Below are 18,774 nucleotides of genomic sequence, written 5' to 3'. Positions count from 1 at the left end.
TCCATCAAGAACCATCAAAGATGGGACGAAATATCATCCGCGTGTGAAGATTAAGTGCCTCGCGGTCACGTTGTCAACACGGCATTCGAAGCCGTTTCCGGGTACCGCCGGACCCGCGACGCACCGTCCCGCCGCACGCGGGCACGCGAGATGCCGGGCGCCCGCCGCCCGGCGCGGAGGTCGTGACGCTCAGAGCGCGGGCACGCACTCCACCGACACGCCCGCCGCCCGCAGGCCGACGAGCGCCGGGTGATCCATCGGGCCGTCGGTGATCAGCAGGTCGATCTCGCCCGGCTGCGCGACGTTGGTGAGGTGGACCTTGCCGAGCTTCGACGCATCGGCCACGACGATCACCCGGCCCGCCGCGCGCATCGCCGCGCGCTTCACCGCGCCCTCGTCGTTGCTGTAGTCCGAGAGTCCGCGCTTCCCGTCGACCCCCGAGACGCCCATGATGTAGGTGTCGCAGTTGTAGCGCTCGAACGCCTCGACCGACTCGGCGCCGATCAGGCTGAGCTCGCCCGGACGCACGGTCCCGCCGGTCACCAGCACCGTCGTATTGGGCTCGTCGTGCAGCTCCATCGCGACGAGGATGCTCGGCGTCACCACGGTGAGACCCAGCCCGCGGCCCACGATCGTGCGGGCGACCGCGAGTGCGGTGCTGCCGCTGTCGAGCACCACCGTCTCGCCGGGGATCAGGTGCTCCACCGCGGCGAGCGCGATGTTGACCTTCTCCTTCGCGCCCACGAGGGTGCGGATCTCGAATCCGGGCTCCACCGCGGTGCCGCGGGCCGCGATCGCGCCGCCCATGATCCGCCGTACGCTCCCCGTCTGCTCGAGCAGCTCGAGGTCGCGGCGCACGGTCATCTCCGAGACCGCGAACTCGACCGCGAGGGTCTTGAACGTCGCCTCCCCGTCGGAGAGGATCCTGCGCTCGATCAGGTCTCGTCGCTCCTGCGCCTCCATGCACCGCCTCCAAGCCAGTCTGGATCCACCATAGGCCAACTCGTTGTGTTATTCCCTCACTTGTGTTTAGCTACTCGTGAATTCTTCACATCAACTTTCACAGATCTTCAGAAAGCGGAGGAACGGATGACCAACTGGCTTCCCGACGTCTTCGGCACGCGCAAACCCGTCGTCGCAATGCTGCACCTCGACGCCATGCCCGGCGACCCCGGCTACGACTCGACGGCCGGCGTCGCGGCGATCGTGGATCGCGCCAAGCGCGAGCTCGCTGGCCTGCAGGAGGGCGGCGTCGACGGCGTCCTCATCTCGAACGAGTTCAGCCTGCCCTACCTCACGAAGACCGAGCCGATCACCGCGATCACCATGGCCCGGATCATCGGCGAGCTCCAGACCGAGCTGGCGGTGCCCTACGGCGTGAACGTGCTGTGGGACGGACGCGCCTCGATCGATCTCGCGACCGCGACGGACGCGAAGTTCGTGCGCGAGATCTTCACCGGCGTCTACGCCAGCGACTTCGGCCTGTGGGACACCAACGTGGGCGAGGTCGCACGCCACCGCCACCGCATCGGCGCGGCCGGTGTGAAGCTGCTCTTCAACATCGTCCCCGAATCGGCGAAGTACCTCGCCGACCGCGATCTCGCGTCGATCGCCCGGTCGACCGTCTTCGCCTGCAAGCCCGATGCGCTCTGCGTCTCGGGCCTCACCGCGGGCTCCCCCACCGACACGCAGTCGCTCTCCATCGTCAAGGAGAACGCCGGCGACACCCCCGTGTTCGTCAACACGGGCGTGCGCGCGCACAACGTGGCCGAGCAGCTCGCCGTCGCCGACGGCGCCGTGATCGGCACCACTTTCAAGCACGACGGCAAGTTCGAGAACGAGGTGGAACGCTCCCGCGTCGAGGAGCTCATGCGCGAGGCCCGCGCGTTCCGGGACGCGCTCTAAGGAACCATCTCGCGCCGGATCCCCGGTGCCGACCGCAGGGCAGTGCGGTCGGCACCGGGGATCCGACGTTTCGGGGCTCAGACCTCCAGCACGACCTTGCCGGTGGTGCCGCGGCCCTCGAGCGCGCGGTGCGCGTCCGCCGCATTGGCGAGGTCGGAGTTCTCGCCGATGCGGAACTGCAGGGTGCGCGCCTCGAGCGCTGCGAACAGCTCGCCGTAGCGCCACGACCGCTCCTCGGCGGTCAGCAGGAAGTGGCCGAGCGAGGGGCGGGTGATCGACAGCGATCCGCCCGCGTTCAGACGCTGCAGATCGAACAGCGGAACCTGGCCGCTCGCACCGCCGAACAGCACGAACTCGCCGCGCACCCGGAGCGCGCGCAGCGACTCGTCGAAGGTGTCCTTGCCGACGCCGTCGTAGACGACCGCGACGCCGGCACCGCCCGTCAGCTCGCGCGCCCGATCGGCGAAGCCCTCGTAGGCGAACGACTCGGCAGCGCCGGCTGCACGGCTCAGCTCCCGCTTCTCCGCGGTCGAGGCCGTCGTGAGCACCCGCACCCCGCGCGCCACGAGCAGCTGTGTGAGCAGCAGCCCGACCCCGCCGGCGCCGGCGTGCAGCAGCACCGTGTCGCCCTCCCGCGGATCGGCCGCGGAGGTCGCCAGGTAGTGCGCGGTGAGGCCCTGCAGCGGGATCGCCGCGGCATCGGCGACGTCGATGAACTCGGGCAGCCGGGCGACCCGCTCCGCCGAGACGACGAAACGCTCCGCGTAGGTCTCGCTCGCCTCGGCCGTGATGACGCGGTCGCCGACGACGAAGCCGCTGACGTCAGAGCCGACGGCGATCACCGTGCCCGAGGCCTCGGCGCCGGGGATGAAGGGGAACGCCACGGGGTAGACGCCCGAGCGCTGGTAGGTCTCGATGAAGTTGACCCCCACCGCCGCGGTCTCGACGAGCAGTTCGCCCGGCCCCGCGACCGGGTCGGCGACCTCCCGCCACTCGAGGACCTCGGGTCCGCCTGCCTGCCCTGCCACCACCGCGTGCATCGTCATGCCGGGTGCAACCGGGGCGCCCGCGCGGCTATTCCGTCGTTCTCAGCGGTCGAGTGAACGCGCGTACAGGATATGCGGCTGCTATTCCTGTACCCGCGTTCACTCGGCGCGAGCCGCGCCGGGTCAGGAGGCCGAGGCGTGCGCCCTGCGTTCACGAGCGACCGCCCAGGCCGTGAGCGCGAGTCCGCCCAGCGCCCACAGCACGAGCGCGAGGATCGCGCCTCCGACGCCGGCGCCGCCCGAGACGACCGCCTGGAATCCTCCGAGCGCCGCGCCGACGGGGCTGCCGTCGCCGATCGCGCGGAGCACGCCCGGCGCGGTCGACACGACGCCGGCCGCGAGGGTCACCACGAGCACCGCGAACGCCAGGAACCGGCCGAGGCCGCCGAAGCGGGCGACGATCCCCTGCACGAGCAGCGCGAACGCCGCGCCGGCGAGGATCGCGAGCGCGAAGAACCCGACGCCCTCGCCGAGCGAGAGCTTCAGCGCGATCGGCACGAGGATGCCGGCCAGCGCGCCCTGCCCGGCACCGAGGAGCGCGACCGGCCAGGCGCTGCGCAGCGCGATCGCGGGCACCGAGCGGGCCGCCGTGCGCGCACGGCGCCACAGCGGCGCGAGCACGAGGAACATGGCGAGCGCACCCGCCCACAGCGCGATCCCCGCGAAGAGCGGAGCGCCCGCGGACGAGAACAGGGCGCTGTCGCCCTTCGCCTCGACCTGGCGCACCGCCGTATCGGCGACCGTCTCGCGCTCGCCCTTCGAGTAGTTGGGGATCTTCGCGACCGCGCTGTCGAGGCCGTTCGCGAGCTGCGTCGCCCCGTCGGCCGACTTGCGGGTGCCGTCGGCGAGCTGCGTCGCGCCCTTCGCGAGCTCGGGCGTCTGCGCGGCGAGCTGCCCGACGCCCGTGCTCAGCTGCGCGGCACCCGAGGCGGACTGCGCGGCGCCCGAGGCGAGCTCGCCGCCCTGCGACGCGAACTGGTTCAAGCCCGCACCGAACTGATCGAGCCCGGCCGAGAGCTGGTCGAGCTTCGCGACGGGATCGCCTCCGGTACTGCCGGAGTCGCCGCCTGCGGCCTGCAGTCCCTCCATCGCTTTGCCGAGCTTCCCGGCTCCGGCCTGCGTCTTGCCCAGTCCCGAGTCGATGGCCCCGGCCTGTGCGGTGAGCGTCGCTTCGAGAGTGTCGCAGTAGCTGGGATTCGCCGTCGCCGCCGCCCGGCAGCCCGCGACAAGCTGCGGGATCGTGCCCTGCAGCGTCTTCGTCCCGACGACCGCCTCGGTGAGGCCCTGAGTGAGCTCCGCCTGAGCCTCCGGCGCGGCGGCCTGCAGCTTCCCCAACTCGCCGACGAGCGTCTTGAGCTTCCCGACGGCCTCCTGCGCGCCCTGCGCGAGCGCCGTGTAGTTCTCCGCGAGCGTCGACGCGCCCGCGGTGTACTGCTGCACGCCCGAGGCGAGCGCGCCCTGCCCATCGGCGAGCTGCTGAGCACCGGTCGCGAGCTCCTGGGTGCCGCTGGCGAGCTGCTCGGTCCCGGTCGCGAGCTTCGACGCGCCGTCGGCGAGCTGGGCGCCGCCGCTCGCGAGCCCGCGAGCGCCCTTCGCCGCATCGCCGACGCCGTCGTGCAGTTGGTTCATGCCGACGAACACGTTGCCGACGAACTGGGATCCGAGCTGCTCGTTGAGCGTGCTCGTCGCGACCTGCGTGACCGCCTGCGCGAGCGTGCCGTCGAGCAGGCGCCCGCGGTCGCTCGTCGCGATGTCGATGGTCGCGCGCTCGGCATCCTCGGGTGCCTTCGACAGCGAGGTCGCCGCCGCCGAGAAGTTCTTCGGGATGGTGACGGAGGTGGCGTAGCGGCCGTCCTGCACGCCCTGCTCGGCGTCCTTCGCGTCGGTGAGCACCCAGGTGAAGTTGGTGCCGTCGTCGTTCTTCGCGCCGGCCTCGCCGACGAGCTTGCCGGCGAGCACGCGCCCGAGCGGCACCGGCTGACCGTTCACGGTGACGGGCTCGTCGAGGTTCACGACGGCGGCCTGCATCTCGCCGAGCCGGTCGTCGGGGTTCCAGAGCCCCCAGAGCAGGAGCCCGGCGACGGTCAGCGGGACGAGCACGAGCCCGAGCACGGTGCGCCAGGTCATGCGGCGTCCGGCCGTCGCGGTCGCGTCCGGGGTCATCGGTCTCCTCCGATCAGTGCGGCGGTCTCGGGGCTGCCGGCCCGTTCGGCATCGGCCGCCTCGACGGCACCGGTGCGGGCTTCGCGCAGGGTCGTGCCCGCGGGCAGCGCGGCCGCGGCGAGCGCGGCGTCGGCGATCACGACGACGGTCGCGGCACCGGCCGCCTCGACGCCGGCGGCGGTGAGCGCGGATCGGATCTCGCGCGCCCCGGCGTCCGTGGCCCCGCCCCGCAGGTCGAGCACGATCAGCTCGGGACGGTCGCCGGTCGCCTCGCGCACGGTCGCCGGGGTCGCCCAGGCGGCGCGGCGGCGCAGGGATCCCGCGCGTTCGGGCAGCAGGAGCCCGGCGACGCGCAGGGTGCCCGCGACGATGCGGGATCGGCCGCTCAGCGCTTCGGCGAGCGCGATTCCGCCGGGCTGCTTCGGATCGATGCGCAGCGCCTCGCCGGGCCCGACGCGCAGGCTCGCGACGCGGGCACCGCCGCGCAGCAGCAGCTCGTCGCCGGCGATCCGGGCGTCGGGCTGGTCGGGCGGCCAGTTCTCGTGCGCGAGCTCGCGGGCGAGTCCCTCGCCCTCGACGTCGAACACGGGCAGCACCCGCGACAGCCAGCGGGGCATGCGCCAGGCGCGATCGCCGAGCAGGGCGAGCACCGCGGGGACGAGGGTCATGCGCACGAGGAACGCGTCGACGAAGACGCCGACCGCGAGGCCGAGCGCGATCACCTTGATGCTCGCGTCGCCCTCGGGCACGAAGGCCGCGAACACGGCGAACATGATGATCGCGGCGGCGGTGACGACGCGGGCCGAGCCCACGAAGCCGGTGCGGATCGCGGTCTGCGCGTCGGCGCCGTGCACGACCTCCTCGCGGATGCGGGAGACGAGGAACACCTCGTAGTCCATGGCGAGGCCGAAGAGCACGCCCATGAGGATGATCGGCATGAAGCTCAGCACGGGACCGGTGGTGGGGACGTGCAGGAGGTCGGCGAACCAGCCCCACTGGAACACGGCCACGACCGCGCCGAACGCCGCGCCGACCGAGAGCAGGTAGCCGAGCGTCGCCTTGATCGGCACCCAGACGGAGCGGAACACCATCGCCAGCAGGATCAGCGAGAGGCCGACCACGAGCACGGCGAAGGGCAGCAGCGCCTGCGCGAGCAGGTTGGAGACGTCGATGGCGACGGCGGTGAAGCCCGTGACGGCGAGGCTGACGCCGTACTTCTGCTCCCACGCGTCGTGCTTCGCGCGGAGCGCGTCGACGAGCTTCGCGGTGCTCTCGGCGTGCGGACCGGCCTCGGGCACCACCTGGATGATGCCGGTGTCGGCGGTCGCGTTCGGCGTGGCCAGGGGCACCTCGGCGACGCCGGGCACCTTGCGCACCTCGTCGGCGAGGTCGTTCATCAGCCCGACCGGGTCGTTGCTCGCGACGATGGATCCGGTGAGGACGAGCGGTCCGGTCGCGCCGGCGCCGAAGTGCTCGGAGGTGAGCTCGGAGGTGATGCGGGCCGGGTCGTCGGCCGGCAGCGCGGTGGCGTCGGGCAGGGCGAGACGCAGGTCGAGCGCGGGGATCGCCGCGGCGCCGACGGCGAGCAGCACCGCCACGATCGTGATGATCGGCTTCTTCGTGGCGAGACGCACCCAGCCGCCGAAGAACCGCTCGGCGCGGGTCTTCGGTACCGCGGGAGCGGCACCGTGCGCGTCCGCGCCGGTCGGGCGGCCCTCGTCATCCTGCGCGAGCTCGCGAGTCGCAGGATCCCCGCCCGTCACGAGCGCGGCCCGCTGCTTCCGCTGCTTGCGGGGCAGGATCCGCTCGCCCGCCATGCTGAGGATCGCGGGCGTGAGCGTGACCGAGATGAGCACGGCGATGGCGACCGCCGCGGCTGCGGCGACGCCGAGGGCGGTGAGGAACGGGATGCCCGCGACGCTGAGCCCGACGAGCGCGATGATCACGGTGAGCCCGGCGAAGACCACGGCGGAGCCGGAGGTCGCGGTGGCGCGCGCGATGGACTCGCGGACATCGAGGCCGGCGCGCAGCTGCTCCTGGTGCCGGCTCACGATGAACAGCGTGTAGTCGATGCCGACGGCGAGACCGAGCATGAGCGCGAGCATGGGCGTGGTCGAGGTGAGCGGCACGAAGGCCGTGGTGAAGATGATGCCCGCCATCGCGACGCCGACGCCGAGGATCGCGATGAGGAGCGGCATGCCCGCGGCGAGCAGGGATCCGAGGGTGAGGATCAGTACGACGAAGGCGACGACCACGCCGATGGCCTCGGTGGGGCTGATGCCCGGCACCGACATGTTGAACACCTCGCCGCCGTAGGAGGCCTTCGCGCCGCTCGGCAGCTCCTTCGCGAGCGCGTCGCTCGCGTGCTTCACCTCGTCGAGGGTCGCCTTCGGCACCTCGCTCGCGGTGCCCTTCAGCTGCACGGTGATGAGGGCGGCACTGCCGTCCTTCGCGAGGCCCGCCGCGACCTGCCCGAAGGGGGTCTGCACGGCGTTGACGTCGTCCACGCCCTCGAGCGCCTTCGCGGCCCGCTCGATCTCGCCGCGATAGGGCTCCTCGTCGACGCGCTGCCCGTCCTTCGCGACCACGATGATCTGGGCGCTCGTGCCGCTGACCTGGGGGAAGGTGCGGGCGAGCGAGTCGAGCGCCTGCTGCGACTCGGTGCCGGGGATCGTGATGGGCGCGTTAGCACCCTGCCCGAAGACGGCGGCCCCCGTGCCGAGCACGGCGAGCACCGCGATCCAGAGCAGCAGCATGAGGGTGCGCGCGCGGGCGGCGAAGCGCCCGAGCGCGTAGAGCATCGACGACATGGCGTCCTTCCGTGAGGATCGCGAAGCGGTTTCGATACAGGAGTGTATCCGTTTCGATACAGTACTGTATCCACATCGGCTTCGAGCCGCCTGAACGCCGGGCCGCGGCCCGCGCACTGAGAGGATGTGAGCATGCGCACCGCAGATCGTGAGGACGAGTCCGTCTCGACCACCCCCCGTCGCCGGGAGACCCGCGCGCGCCTGCTCGCCGCCGCGTTCGAGGTGTTCGCCGAGGTCGGCCTGGGCTCCGCGTCCGTCGAGCAGATCTGCCAGCGCGCCGGGTTCACCCGCGGCGCCTTCTACTCGAACTTCTCGACCAAGGAGGAGCTCTTCCTCGAGCTGCTGAGCCAGGAACTGCGCAAGCGCCTCGAGTCGCTCGAGGCGGCGGCCGAGCGCTCGATGCCCGAGCTGCGCCAGCGCAGCTGCACCCTCGACCGCGACGACCTCGCCGCGTTCGTCACCGAGTTCTTCGCCGACTTCCTGCAGACCGGCGAGGAGGCGACCACCTGGTACGTGCTCGAGACCGAGTTCCTGCTGCTCGCCCTGCGCGATCCCGAGCTCGCCCCGCGCCACGTGCAGTTCTCGGTCGAGGTGTGCGCCGAGATGGCACCCGTGATCGAGCGCCTGGTCGGCGCCGCCGGGCGCCGCTTCGTGCTCCCGATCGAGCGGGCGCTCGGGATCCTCACCGACTTCTTCGAGCGGGCGATGCGGGCGAGCGCGCTGCAGGGCCCGGACGCTCCCGACGGGCTGACGGGCTTCGGGCGGCACACGGCCGACCTGCTCTTCGCGATCACCGAGCCGGCCACCGCTGCCGACGGATCGGACGCGGAGCAGCCGCCCAACTAGTTGCCTCAGGCAACCACTGGGCGTAGGGTCGGGGCATGACCTCGGACCCCGCGCACCCGCACGCCGCCCTGCTGGGCGAACTCACCCGGCTCATGTCGCGCTGGTCCTCGCTCGAGCTGCAGCGGCGCATCACCGCCGAGTGCGGCGTCTCCCTCGATCCCGTCGCGGTCCGCGCGGTCTACCTGCTCGGCGTCGCAGGCGGCGGCGCACGGCCCAGCGTCCTCGCCGACGAGCTGCACCTCACGCGCCCGTCCGCCTCCAAACTCGTCGCCCGGCTGACCGAGGCCGGACTGGCGGAGCGCCGCCGCGATCCCGCCGACCGCCGCGCCGCCACCGTCGAACTCACCGAGACGGGCGAGGACGTCTACCGCCGGCTCTTCTCGGCGGGCGTCGGCATGGTCGACGCCGCCACCGCCGACTGGGATCCGGCCGACGTGCGCGCGCTCGGCGCGCTGCTGCACCGCTTCGTGGGCGGGCTCCTCCGCCCCGACCCCGCACCGGGGAACGGAGAGGAATGAGGGAATCACCATGGCACGCACCTTCGTCGTCACCGGAGCCGCATCCGGCATCGGACGTCTGACCGCGCAGAAGCTCCGCGATCGCGGCGACACCGTCATCGGGGTCGACCTGCGCGACGTCGAGGTCGCGGGCGACCTCTCGAACCGAGCGGGAAGACTCGCCGCCGCCGAAGAGGCGACACGGCTCGCGGGCGGCACCGTCGACGCCGTCATCGCCTGCGCCGGCCTCGCGATCCCGAAGGTCGTCACGGCCGCCGTCAACTACTTCGGCATGACCGAGTTCCTAGAGGCCATGCAGCCGGCGCTCATCCGTGCCGCCGCGCCCCGTGCGGCGCTGATCTCGTCGATGGCGTCGCTGCAGCCGGTGGCGCCGCCTCTGGTCGAGGCGCTGCTCTCGGACGACGAGGCCTCGGCGCTCGCCATCGCGGCGCAGCTCGAGCAGGATCCCGAGACGGGCACGCTCATCTACTCCTCCTCGAAGCAGGCCATCTCGCGATGGGTGCGCCGCGAGGCTCCGGGCGCCCGCTGGGCGGGCTCCGGGATCCCGCTCAACGCGGTCGGCCCGGGCACCGTCGTCACCCCGATGACCGCCGAACTGCTCTCGACCCCGGAGGGATCCGCGCTCGTCGACGCGGTCGTCCCGATGCCGCTCCACGGGCACCAGGGCCCCGAGAGCATCGCCGACCTGCTGCTCTGGCTCACCTCCGTCGAGAACACCCACTGCTGCGGCCAGACCATCTACTGCGACGGCGGCGCGGACGCCGTGCTCCGCGGAGACGACGTGTGGTCGTGGAACGAGGAGGGGATCCGCGCGAAGTTCGGCGAGATCATGGCGGACCTGCAGGGCTGAGGGCCACCCGGAGCACGGCACGGGAACGATCCCGACGGTAGGATCGTTCCCGTGCTGCTCTCAGATCGCGATATCAACTCCGAACTCGCCTCCGGCCGCATCGGGCTCGCGCCGAGCGAAGCGTCGATGGTGCAGCCGTCGAGCGTCGACGTGCGGCTCGACCGCTACTTCCGGCTCTTCGACAACCACAAGTACGCGGTCATCGACCCGGCCGAGGAGCAGCCCGAACTGACCCGGCTCATCGAGGTCGACCCCGCCGAGGGCTTCATCCTGCACCCGGGCGAGTTCGTGCTCGGATCCACCTTCGAGAAGGTCTCGCTGCCCGACGACATCGCGGCCCGGCTCGAGGGGAAGAGCTCGCTCGGCCGCCTCGGCCTGCTCACCCACTCGACGGCCGGCTTCATCGACCCCGGCTTCGAGGGGCACGTCACGCTCGAGCTGTCGAACGTCGCCACCCTGCCGATCCGCCTGTGGCCCGGCATGAAGATCGGTCAGCTCTGCTTCTTCAAGCTGTCGTCGCCCGCCGATCGGCCCTACGGCGCCGGCGCGACCTACTCGCGCTACCTCGGCCAGCGCGGCCCGACCGCGTCGCGCTCGTTCCAGAACTTCCACCGCACCGACGTCACCGTCACCGCGGAGGGCTCGCCGGGGCAGTAGCCCCGCCGAGGCACCCCGACCGGATCCCGGATCCGCTGGGCCCGCCCCGGGGCCGCTACCGCTTCCGCGCGGAGCGCGCGTCGCGCTCCGCCTGGGCCGCGAGCATCGCGTTGTACTCAAGGAGCTCGGCCTCGCCCGAACGATCCGCCGCACGGTCCCGGCGCTTCTGCTCGCGGGCGTCGCTGCGCGACCACTGCACGGTGACCACGAGCGCGAGCGCGAGCGTCGGCAGCTCGCCGATGCCCCAGGCGATGCCGCCGCCCAGGTTCTGATCCTCGAGCGGAGGCGCACCCCAGGTGCGCCCCATCGCGCCGAACCAGTCGGCCAGCATCAGCCCGTTGCCCGTCATGATGGTCACGCCGAAGAAGGCGTGCGACGCCATCGTGGCGAACAGCGTGACGAGGCGCAGCGGGTACGGGAACCGGTAGGGCACGGGATCGATGCCGACCATCGAGAGGCTGAACAGGTAGCCCGAGATGAGGAAGTGGATGATCATCCACTGGTGTCCGAGATGCTCGGTCATGGCCCAGCGGAACACGGGCGTGAAGTAGAAGATCCAGAGCGAGCCCGCGAACACCACCGCGGCGACCGCCGGGTGCGTGATGATCTTCGAGTACGGCGTCTGCACCATCCACATGATCCACTCGCGACCGCCCCACGAACCGTCGTCGCGCTTCTCGGTCGCGCGCAGCGCGAGCGTCACCGGGGCGCCGAGCACGAGCACGAGCGGGATCAGCATCGTCAGCATCATGTGCCCGAGCATGTGCACGCTGAACAGCGTCTGCTCGTAGGCGTTGAACGCGCCGTTGGTGGTGTAGAACAGCATCGCGAGACCCGCGAGCCAGGCGAGCGTCCGCCCGATCGACCAGCGGTCGCCACGGCGCCTCAGCCGCCAGACACCGGCCAGGTAGAGCGCGGCCGCGAACACGCAGACGAGCACCCAGGCGAGGTCGAACTTCCAGGCCGTGAAATAGCTCAGCGGGGTGAACTCGGGCGGCAGCTTGTCGCCGGTCAGCCACTCGGCCGGGGGCAGCAGCGTATCGGCGTCGCGCACCGGCTCCTGCGACACGGGCGGTGCGGTGCGGCCGAGCGCGGCGGCGATGCCGCTCGCGAAGCCCATCACCGCGAGCTCGGCGACCGCGAACCAGGCGAAGACGCGGCCGCCGTTCGGACCGGCGATGCGCGGGATCAGTCGCTCGCGCTGGATCGCGCCGAAGCCGCCGAGCAGAATCAGGGCGAAGGTCTTCAGCAGCACGAGCTGGCCGTAGCCGGTGTTCAGCAGCGCGTCCAGGCTGCCGAGACGCACCCAGGCGCTCACGACGCCGGACGCGGCGACGCCGACGAAGGCGAAGAGCGCGAGCGGCGAGTAGCGGCGCACGAGGTCGGAGAGCCGCTGCTTGTCGACCGTCCGCGCGAGGATCAGGAGCGTGAGGAGCCCGCCGAGCCAGACCGCCGCGCCGAGCAGGTGCACCAGCAGCGAATTGACGGCGAGCGCGTGCCCCGACGCGCCCGCGGCGTGGCCCTGGAACGCGAAGGGGAGGGTGGTGCTGAGCGCGGCGACCAGCACGATCAGCTGCATGCGGCGCTCGCGGATCGCGAAGCACATGACCGTGGTCGCCGCGGCGAGCAGCAGCTCGATGAGCCAGAGGCGACCCAGCTCGATCTCGGTGACGAACTGGGCGAGGCCCGCCCCGAACGAGGCGTCGGTCGAGAACGCCTTGCCCGAGACATCGACGTAGGCGAAGAGGAGGGTCGCAGCGGAGGCGACGGTGAGGACCGCGCCCGATGCCGCCGCGAAGTCGAGCGCGACACGCTGCTCGGGCTTGCCCGGAGTGAGCGACCAGACGGCCGTGACCACGGCCCCGATGAGACCTGCGCAGGCGATGTTGACGATGGTGCGCGAGATCGGCAGGCCGTAGCGCACGACGGCGCCCGGGTCGAGCAGGGTGCGCTCGTCGGCGCCGCCGCCGATGCTCAGTCCGATGAACAGCGTCGCGAGGGCGACGGCGAGCAGCACGGCAGGGGCGATCACGCGCAGATTACGGGGCACCGCACCAGCCTACGCGGCCCAGATGCGAAGAAGCCCCCGGCCGGAGGCCGGGGGCTTCTTCGAGGCCGTACTTACTTGACGGCTGCCTTCAGCTTGCTGCCGACCGACACCTTCACGCGCTTGCCAGCGGGGATCGCGATCGACTCGCCGGTGCGGGGGTTGCGGCCCGTGCGGGCAGCGGTGGTCGCGGTCTCGAACGAGATCCAGCCGGGGATCGAGACCTTGCCGCCGTCGGCGACGGTCTCGGAAACCGCAGCGAACAGCCCGTCGACGACGCTGGCAACGGCGGCCTGGCTCTGGCCGGTCTCGGCAGCGATCTTGGCAACGAGCTCAGTCTTGTTCAGTGACATGTCCTGTCCTCCCAGGGCCGCCGGGTGCGGACCTCTGATCGTGTGCAAGTTCCCCGATACGGGGATCGATCGGTTGATCGCGTCCGAATCTACCCCACACCGCGACAAAAACCGCGGCATTTCGGTGAATTTCCCGCGATTCGCCCCTTCGAGGACGCTGAGATCACCCCGAATCGGGGTCTCGGGATCGCCCCGGCCCCTCCCGAGCACCGTTCGGAGGCGCTCACGCGCGTCCGCGAGAACCGTACCCGAGAACGACGAAGGGCCCGGATCCTCTCGGATCCGGGCCCTTCGTTCAGAAGCGGGTGCTTACCAGCTCGACTTGGTGATGCCGGGCAGCTCGCCACGGTGCGCCATGTCGCGGAAGCGGACACGCGAGACGCCGTACTTCGACAGGACGCCACGGGGGCGGCCGTCGATGACGTCGCGGCTGCGCACGCGCACCGGCGAAGCGTTGCGGGGCAGCTTCTGCAGGCCCACGCGAGCGGCCTCGCGGCTCTCGTCGGTCCCGTTCGGGTCCACGAGGGCCTTCTTCAGCTCGGCGCGCTTCTCCGCGTAGCGGTTGACGATCGCCTGGCGCTGCTTGTTCTTCGCAATCATGCTCTTCTTGGCCATGATTAACGCTCCTCTCGGAACTCGACGTGCTTGCGAACCACCGGATCGTACTTCTTGAGCACGAGGCGGTCGGGGGTGTTGCGACGGTTCTTGCGGGTCACGTAGGTGAACCCGGTGCCAGCCGTCGAACGGAGCTTGATGATCGGACGGACGTCCTTATCTTTTGCCATTAGAGCTTCACCCCACGCTTCTGCAGATCAGCAACGACGGCCTCGATGCCACGAGCGTCGATCACCTTGATGCCCTTGGCGGACAGGGTGAGCGTCACCTTGCGGCCCAGCGAGGGCACGAAGTAGGTCTTCTTCTGGATGTTCGGATCGAACCGACGCTTGGTACGACGGTGCGAGTGCGAAATGTTGTGACCGAAGCCGGGAACGGCGCCGGTCACCTGGCACACTGCTGCCATGGTGATTCCTCTCAGTACCGTGGAGCCGGACGGCCCCACCCAAGATCTCTTGTCTGCACGGGACATCACCTGAGCCGAAACCCCGGATCGCCCCCGTGCGGTCTGCGCGAAGGGAGTTCGCACAGCCAAAGATCGAGCTTAGATCAGGATCGCGTCTGCCGCAAGGTGATCTATTTGATCGTGTACTGCGTGCGGCCGATCTCCGCGCCACCGATCCCGTCCGCTGCGACCAGGTCGACCGGAGTCGCGTCATCGGCGAGCGTGTACGCGATGGCGTTCTCGGCACTGGCCCCCTTGGCGATCCGGTCCAGCTGGGTGTTGAGGAACGCCGGGTCCGGCAGCGGACCGACCTGCAGCTTGACGCCGTCGCCCTGGGAGGCGGTGATCTCGGTCATGAACCCGGTGGTGGGGTCGAGGCTGCCGCCGCTCACATTGGTGATCCGGTACCAGAAGGCGATCACGGGCTTGGTGCCGTACTCGTTGCCCGCCGCACCGACCGGGATCACGGCGTGCTTCGTGATCTCGATCTTCGCGTCGGCCGTCGTGAGCACCCCGTCGGCGAAGGCGGGCGCCGTCGGATCCGACTGCTGCTCGGTCGCGGCCGGCTTCTCACCCGGTGCTTCCGAGCTCGGCGCGGACGTCGGCTTCGCGGATCCCTCGGCAGCGCCCCCCGCCGCGGCCAGACCGCCCAGCACGAGCATCAACGCGAGACCGGGACCTACGAAGCCCAGCACGATGTTCGTGATGTTCGCCCACTTCGGGTTCCACTTCTTCGCGGCCCCGATGATCCCCAGGATCAGCCCGGCCAGCATGAGCGGCCAGCCGACGACACCGGCCAGCGGCACCAGCGCCACCAGGAAGCCGACGACCACGAGGCCGAGGCCGACGAAGGCTCCGGCGTTGATGCTGCGCGCGGGAGTCCCTGCGGGTGAGCCCGTATTCACTGGATTCGACATGTTCTGCTCTTTTCTGTTCGGCCCCGGTCGAGGCATGCGCTTCCGCGGTGCCTCCAGCACACCAGCGGGAGGTCCGGAGCTCCCACCTCCCTTCGGTCGCACCCGCTGACCGAAGGGAGGGAGATCGCGCGCCGAATGCCCTGCCGACGAGGGTGCAGCAGCACCGCGACCCGCCCGTAGGATCGGTCCATGCCCCTCGATCCCCCCGCTCAGGACACCGGCGAGCGCCGGTCGTCCGCCGGCCCCGCCGGGCCTCCCGAGCGGGGGGCCGGACGACGCGCGCTCGCCCTCACGGGGTCGATCCTGCTCGTCCTGCTCTGCGCATTCTTCGTTTTCTCGTCCGGCGGCATCCACTCCGGCGAGGATTCGATCCTGCCGCCCGCGCTGCGGGGCTACGCGATGATCGGCGCCTTCGCAATGGCCGGCGCCTCGCTCCTGCTGATCTGGCGACGGCGGTGGCCAGTCGCCATCGCACTCGGCCTGATCATCCTGACCGCCCTGGTCCCGACCTCCCCACTCCCCGCGCTCGTCGCACTGCCCAGCGCGATCGCTGCGACGACCGGGCTGCGTCGCTGGGGGCTCGTCGTCGGCGCATACGCCGCGACGGTGATCTCCCTCGCCTGGGACATCGGAGCGACGACCTCGCTGCTGTCGGCCTTCATCCGGAGCCCCGCGGCCGGCACCCCTGAACGATTGGCGCTCTACTGGGTGATGCCCGCGATCGCCGCGTTCGCGATCGCGCCCTTCGTCGCGGTCGGGGTCGTCCGCCGTCTGCGGCTCGAGCGGGACGAGGCCCGTCAGGGGACGGCGGCCGCAGAGCGCAGCATCGCCGTGCTGCATCAGGAGGTCGAGCTGGAGCGGCACCGCCAGGAGCTCGCCCGGGAACTGCATGACACCCTCGCCGCCCGTCTCTCCACGCTCTCGCTCCACGCCGGCGCGCTCGAGATGACCGTCGGCGAGACCGACGAACGCACGACGGCTGCCGCCCGAGCCGTGCGCGAGTCAGCCCAGGGGTCCCTCGACGACCTGCGGCAGGTGGTGCGCGAGCTCCGCAGTCCCGACCTGCCCGAGTCGGGCCGGTCCTCCCTCGCCGGACTCTCCGCGCTCATCGACGACGCTGCACGGCACGGCACGGATGTGCGGGCCCAGCTCTTCGTGCCGGATCCGGAGTCCTGCGATCCCCGTGTCGCGCACGCGGCGTTCCGGCTCGTGCAGGAGGCCATCTCGAACCTGAGACGGCACGCCCCGTCGTCGGCGCTGCACCTCGAGGTGCGCGGCGGCCCCGAGACCGGTCTCACCCTGCGCACCGCGAACTGGCCCGAGCCCGGTGGCGGAACCCCGTCGACGGTCGGCGGCGGGAACGGGCTGCTCGGCATGGCCGAACGCGCGGAACTGCTCGGCGGCGTCTTCCAGGCCGGCGCCACCACCGAAGGCTCCTTCGCCATGTACTGCTGGCTTCCCTGGAGCCCTCCGACCGCCCCTGGATCCTCCGCGCCGCTTCGCTAAACTGGCGCGCGTGACCGCCCCCATCCGCATCCTGATCGTCGACGACGACGCCCTCGCGGCCGCCGGAGTCGCGGCGATCCTCGGCACCACCGCCGACCTCGAGGTGGTCGGTACGTGCGCCGACGGGGATCAGATCGCCGACGCGCTCCATGAGCTGCGCCCCGACGTGGTCCTCTGCGACGTCCGCATGCCCCGCGTCGACGGGATCACCGCGGTGCAGCGCTTCGCCACCGCCCCGAACGCCCCTCGATTCCTCATGATGACCGCGTTCGACGACGACGGGATCGTGCTCCGCGCGCTCGACGCGGGCGCCGTCGGCTTCGTGTTCAAAGGGGAGGACCCGCTCCGGATCCTCGAGTCGGTCCGATCGGCCGCCGCCGGCGAAGCCCCGTTCTCCCCCCGAGCGGCGATCGAGATCGCGCACTGGGTCCGAGCCGAACGCACCTCGGAGAAGCGGCAGGACGCCGTTCTGAAGATGCATCGGCTGACCGACCGGGAACGGGAGTTCGCCGTCGCGGTCGCCGGCGGCGCATCCGACGCCGAGATCGCCGAGCAGTGCTTCGTCGCGGAGACGACGGTCAAGTCCGCGCTCAAGACCGTCCGCGAGAAGTGGGGCGCCCGCAACCGCACCGACATCGGGGTCATCGTCGCCCGCTCCGGGCTGGAATAGCCGGGCCGGGGGCGCCGCGACGGGGAAGTGCAGGATGACGGACGCCTTCTGCGAGGGTCTCCGTCATCCTGCATTTCTCCGTCGTCCTGCGCTCCTCAGGCGGTTGCCGTCTCGGCCGCCAGCACGCGCATCGGCGAGCCGAGCTCCCGGCGCTCCCGCAGTTCGAACCAGACCACCGACGCGATGATCGCCACCGCGAACACGATGCTGACGGGGATGGTGCCGAACCCCAGGCCGCCGTCCTTCACCGGCTGCGACAGCAGGTCGCCGAGCGACGCTCCGAGCGGTCGGGTCAGGATGTAGGCCGCCCAGAAGGCGAGCACCCCGTTGAGCTTCAGACCGAAGTGCAGCACCGCGATGACCAGCACCGCGCTGAGGAACACCGCCGCCGACGGACCGTAGCCGAGCTGCAGGGCTTCGCCGAGCAGATCTCCGCCCGAGGTCCCGAGCGCGAAGGTCACGAGGATCGTCGCCCAGTACCAGGTCTCGCGCCGGGGGCTCGTGATGCTGTGGATCGACAGCGTGCGCTCGCTCGTCCACCAGCCGATGAACACGGCGGCGAGCAGCACCGAGAAGATCGCGGTGGTGATCCACAGCGGCACCCCGGCGAGATCGACGAGCGCGTCGCTCGCGAGCGTGCCCGCAACCGAGATGAGCACGACGACCAGCCAGTAGCGGGCCGGCCGATACGCGCGCGAACGGAACTGCGCGACCAGCGCGAGGATCAGGAGCACCGAGACCACACCTGTGGTCGCGAGCATGCCCCACCCGAGCGTGCCCGAGAGCAGGTCGGCGCCGGTCTCGCCGACCGTGGTCGACATCATCTTGACCAGCCAGAACAGCAGCGTAACCTGGGGGACCTTGTTCAGGAGCTCGCTGCGGTCGAACCCGCCCGCGCGCCGAGCCGCGCGGGTCGGAACCGCCTCGGCCGGGACCGCGCTCATTCGCCGGCTCCACCGGACGCGTGCGCCGCGTCGTCCGCGGTCTCGGCGTCGTCCGCCTTGTCGGCCTTGTCGGCCTTCTCGCCGGTGCTCCGATCGTCCGCGGTCTCGCGATCCGCTCCGCCGGTCTCTGCTCGATCATCGGCGTGCTCGCCGTCGCCGTCCGACCGCTCGGGTGCCGCAGCGGAGCGGCCGGATCCGTGACCCTGCACAGCGTGCTCGGCATGCGCGGCGTGGCCCGAGAGCCCCTCCGCGATCGCCGGGCCCGAGAGCGCGGCGATCCCGCCGATCGAGATGAGGAGAGCGGCCCCCGAGGCGAGGGCGTAGCGCGTGCGCTTCTGCATGGATGCGTCCTTTCGTCCGGCCCCGGCGGTCGGGGCACCGGCCCCGGCGGTCGGGGCACCGGCCCCGGCAAGCCGAGGCGTACCGCCCACGCTAGGAAGCGCTGCGTGACGGGAACGTGACGCGCAGCCGGACGTCCGCTG

At 71.2% G+C, this 18,774-nt stretch carries 19 protein-coding genes; 7 read left to right on the top strand and 12 right to left on the bottom strand.

The genetic code is table 11. The features are described 5' to 3' along the window. Positions 1-189: 189 nt before the first annotated feature. Positions 190-963, bottom strand: coding sequence for a DeoR/GlpR family DNA-binding transcription regulator (locus ABD169_RS02405; protein WP_344028821.1), 774 nt, complete (start codon positions 961-963; stop codon positions 190-192). A 126-nt stretch (positions 964-1,089) separates the two neighbouring features. Between ABD169_RS02405 and ABD169_RS02400 the strand changes: the two genes are divergently transcribed. Then, positions 1,090-1,905, top strand: coding sequence for a BtpA/SgcQ family protein (locus ABD169_RS02400; protein WP_344028817.1), 816 nt, complete (start codon positions 1,090-1,092; stop codon positions 1,903-1,905). Positions 1,906-1,982: 77 nt separating this feature from the next. On the opposite strand, the gene ABD169_RS02395 is transcribed toward ABD169_RS02400, so the two are convergent. The 3 genes from ABD169_RS02395 to ABD169_RS02385 form a co-directional block, all read right to left on the bottom strand. After that, positions 1,983-2,945: a quinone oxidoreductase family protein gene (locus tag ABD169_RS02395; protein ID WP_425560958.1), complete on the bottom strand. Its 963-nt coding sequence runs from the start codon at positions 2,943-2,945 to the stop codon at positions 1,983-1,985. A 129-nt stretch (positions 2,946-3,074) separates the two neighbouring features. After that, positions 3,075-5,114, bottom strand: coding sequence for a YhgE/Pip domain-containing protein (locus ABD169_RS02390; RefSeq protein WP_344028812.1), 2,040 nt, complete (start codon positions 5,112-5,114; stop codon positions 3,075-3,077). Then, positions 5,111-7,924, bottom strand: coding sequence for an MMPL family transporter (locus tag ABD169_RS02385; RefSeq protein WP_344028810.1), 2,814 nt, complete (start codon positions 7,922-7,924; stop codon positions 5,111-5,113). Before ABD169_RS02385 ends, ABD169_RS02390 begins: the two co-directional genes overlap by 4 nt. A 132-nt stretch (positions 7,925-8,056) precedes the next feature. Here ABD169_RS02385 and ABD169_RS02380 point away from each other — a divergent pair, with 132 nt between their 5' ends. The 4 genes from ABD169_RS02380 to dcd are packed head-to-tail and all read left to right on the top strand — an operon-like array spanning position 8,057 to position 10,795. Further along, on the top strand, positions 8,057-8,770 hold the full coding sequence (locus tag ABD169_RS02380) for a TetR/AcrR family transcriptional regulator (protein ID WP_344028807.1): 714 nt from the start codon (positions 8,057-8,059) through the stop codon (positions 8,768-8,770). A gap of 35 nt (positions 8,771-8,805) precedes the next feature. After that, entirely contained in the window at positions 8,806-9,288 is a 483-nt protein-coding gene (locus tag ABD169_RS02375) for a MarR family winged helix-turn-helix transcriptional regulator (protein ID WP_344028804.1), read from the top strand. Positions 9,289-9,298: 10 nt separating this feature from the next. Further along, a complete protein-coding gene (locus ABD169_RS02370; protein WP_344028802.1) occupies positions 9,299-10,138 on the top strand; it encodes an SDR family oxidoreductase in 840 nt (279 codons plus the stop codon). A gap of 51 nt (positions 10,139-10,189) precedes the next feature. Further along, positions 10,190-10,795, top strand: a complete 606-nt coding sequence (gene dcd / locus ABD169_RS02365) for a dCTP deaminase (RefSeq protein ID WP_046454845.1) — start codon at positions 10,190-10,192, stop codon at positions 10,793-10,795. Between the two features lie 55 nt (positions 10,796-10,850). Here the strand turns inward: dcd and ABD169_RS02360 are convergent, their stop codons facing one another. From ABD169_RS02360 to ABD169_RS02335, 6 genes are all read right to left on the bottom strand, one after another. Further along, a complete protein-coding gene (locus ABD169_RS02360) occupies positions 10,851-12,845 on the bottom strand; it encodes a bifunctional copper resistance protein CopD/cytochrome c oxidase assembly protein (RefSeq protein ID WP_344028799.1) in 1,995 nt (664 codons plus the stop codon). A 71-nt stretch (positions 12,846-12,916) separates the two neighbouring features. Next, a complete protein-coding gene (locus ABD169_RS02355; protein ID WP_046454847.1) occupies positions 12,917-13,195 on the bottom strand; it encodes an HU family DNA-binding protein in 279 nt (92 codons plus the stop codon). A gap of 309 nt (positions 13,196-13,504) precedes the next feature. Then, a complete protein-coding gene (gene rpsN, locus ABD169_RS02350; protein WP_046454848.1) occupies positions 13,505-13,810 on the bottom strand; it encodes a 30S ribosomal protein S14 in 306 nt (101 codons plus the stop codon). A gap of 2 nt (positions 13,811-13,812) precedes the next feature. Continuing rightward, positions 13,813-13,980 (bottom strand): 50S ribosomal protein L33, encoded by a 168-nt coding sequence (gene rpmG, locus ABD169_RS02345; protein ID WP_046454849.1) that lies wholly within the window; start codon positions 13,978-13,980, stop codon positions 13,813-13,815. Next, entirely contained in the window at positions 13,980-14,216 is a 237-nt protein-coding gene (rpmB, locus tag ABD169_RS02340; protein WP_046454850.1) for a 50S ribosomal protein L28, read from the bottom strand. The genes rpmG and rpmB overlap by 1 nt, the downstream gene beginning before the upstream one ends. Before the next feature lie 170 nt (positions 14,217-14,386). After that, positions 14,387-15,172, bottom strand: coding sequence for a DUF5067 domain-containing protein (locus ABD169_RS02335; protein ID WP_344028789.1), 786 nt, complete (start codon positions 15,170-15,172; stop codon positions 14,387-14,389). Positions 15,173-15,361: 189 nt separating this feature from the next. On the opposite strand from ABD169_RS02335, the gene ABD169_RS02330 reads away from it, so the two are divergent. Together ABD169_RS02330 and ABD169_RS02325 are read left to right on the top strand one after the other, a co-directional pair. Continuing rightward, positions 15,362-16,678, top strand: a complete 1,317-nt coding sequence (locus ABD169_RS02330; protein WP_344028786.1) for a sensor histidine kinase — start codon at positions 15,362-15,364, stop codon at positions 16,676-16,678. 10 nt (positions 16,679-16,688) lie between these two features. Beyond that, positions 16,689-17,348, top strand: coding sequence for a response regulator transcription factor (locus ABD169_RS02325; RefSeq protein ID WP_344028783.1), 660 nt, complete (start codon positions 16,689-16,691; stop codon positions 17,346-17,348). 95 nt (positions 17,349-17,443) lie between these two features. Here ABD169_RS02325 and ABD169_RS02320 read toward each other — a convergent pair whose 3' ends face one another. Continuing rightward, on the bottom strand, positions 17,444-18,292 hold the full coding sequence (locus tag ABD169_RS02320) for a COG4705 family protein (protein ID WP_344028779.1): 849 nt from the start codon (positions 18,290-18,292) through the stop codon (positions 17,444-17,446). After that, the gene (locus tag ABD169_RS02315) at positions 18,289-18,633 is read right to left on the bottom strand and encodes a hypothetical protein (RefSeq protein ID WP_344028775.1); all 345 of its coding nucleotides are present in this window, start codon (positions 18,631-18,633) and stop codon (positions 18,289-18,291) included. Before ABD169_RS02315 ends, ABD169_RS02320 begins: the two co-directional genes overlap by 4 nt. Between the last annotated feature and the right edge of the window lie 141 nt (positions 18,634-18,774).

Origin of the sequence: Leucobacter iarius (assembly GCF_039530105.1) — a bacterium.
Lineage (GTDB): Bacteria > Actinomycetota > Actinomycetes > Actinomycetales > Microbacteriaceae > Leucobacter > Leucobacter iarius.
Note: the sequence above shows the minus strand (reverse complement) of the source record. Positions and strands in the feature narration are given on the sequence as shown.

Excerpts from the sequence above, each read along its gene's own strand:
- ABD169_RS02405 (WP_344028821.1), bottom strand. The coding sequence starts at position 963 with ATGGAGGCGCAGGAGCGACGAGACCTGATCGAGCGCAGGATCCTCTCC.
- ABD169_RS02400 (WP_344028817.1), top strand. The coding sequence starts at position 1,090 with ATGACCAACTGGCTTCCCGACGTCTTCGGCACGCGCAAACCCGTCGTC.
- ABD169_RS02395 (WP_425560958.1), bottom strand. The coding sequence starts at position 2,945 with ATGCACGCGGTGGTGGCAGGGCAGGCAGGCGGACCCGAGGTCCTCGAG.
- ABD169_RS02390 (WP_344028812.1), bottom strand. The coding sequence starts at position 5,114 with ATGACCCCGGACGCGACCGCGACGGCCGGACGCCGCATGACCTGGCGC.
- ABD169_RS02385 (WP_344028810.1), bottom strand. The coding sequence starts at position 7,924 with ATGTCGTCGATGCTCTACGCGCTCGGGCGCTTCGCCGCCCGCGCGCGC.
- ABD169_RS02380 (WP_344028807.1), top strand. The coding sequence starts at position 8,057 with ATGCGCACCGCAGATCGTGAGGACGAGTCCGTCTCGACCACCCCCCGT.
- ABD169_RS02375 (WP_344028804.1), top strand. The coding sequence starts at position 8,806 with ATGACCTCGGACCCCGCGCACCCGCACGCCGCCCTGCTGGGCGAACTC.
- ABD169_RS02370 (WP_344028802.1), top strand. The coding sequence starts at position 9,299 with ATGGCACGCACCTTCGTCGTCACCGGAGCCGCATCCGGCATCGGACGT.
- ABD169_RS02355 (WP_046454847.1), bottom strand. The coding sequence starts at position 13,195 with ATGTCACTGAACAAGACTGAGCTCGTTGCCAAGATCGCTGCCGAGACC.
- rpsN (WP_046454848.1), bottom strand. The coding sequence starts at position 13,810 with ATGGCCAAGAAGAGCATGATTGCGAAGAACAAGCAGCGCCAGGCGATC.
- rpmG (WP_046454849.1), bottom strand. The coding sequence starts at position 13,980 with ATGGCAAAAGATAAGGACGTCCGTCCGATCATCAAGCTCCGTTCGACG.
- rpmB (WP_046454850.1), bottom strand. The coding sequence starts at position 14,216 with ATGGCAGCAGTGTGCCAGGTGACCGGCGCCGTTCCCGGCTTCGGTCAC.
- ABD169_RS02335 (WP_344028789.1), bottom strand. The coding sequence starts at position 15,172 with ATGTCGAATCCAGTGAATACGGGCTCACCCGCAGGGACTCCCGCGCGC.
- ABD169_RS02330 (WP_344028786.1), top strand. The coding sequence starts at position 15,362 with ATGCCCCTCGATCCCCCCGCTCAGGACACCGGCGAGCGCCGGTCGTCC.
- ABD169_RS02320 (WP_344028779.1), bottom strand. The coding sequence starts at position 18,292 with ATGAGCGCGGTCCCGGCCGAGGCGGTTCCGACCCGCGCGGCTCGGCGC.
- ABD169_RS02315 (WP_344028775.1), bottom strand. The coding sequence starts at position 18,633 with ATGCAGAAGCGCACGCGCTACGCCCTCGCCTCGGGGGCCGCTCTCCTC.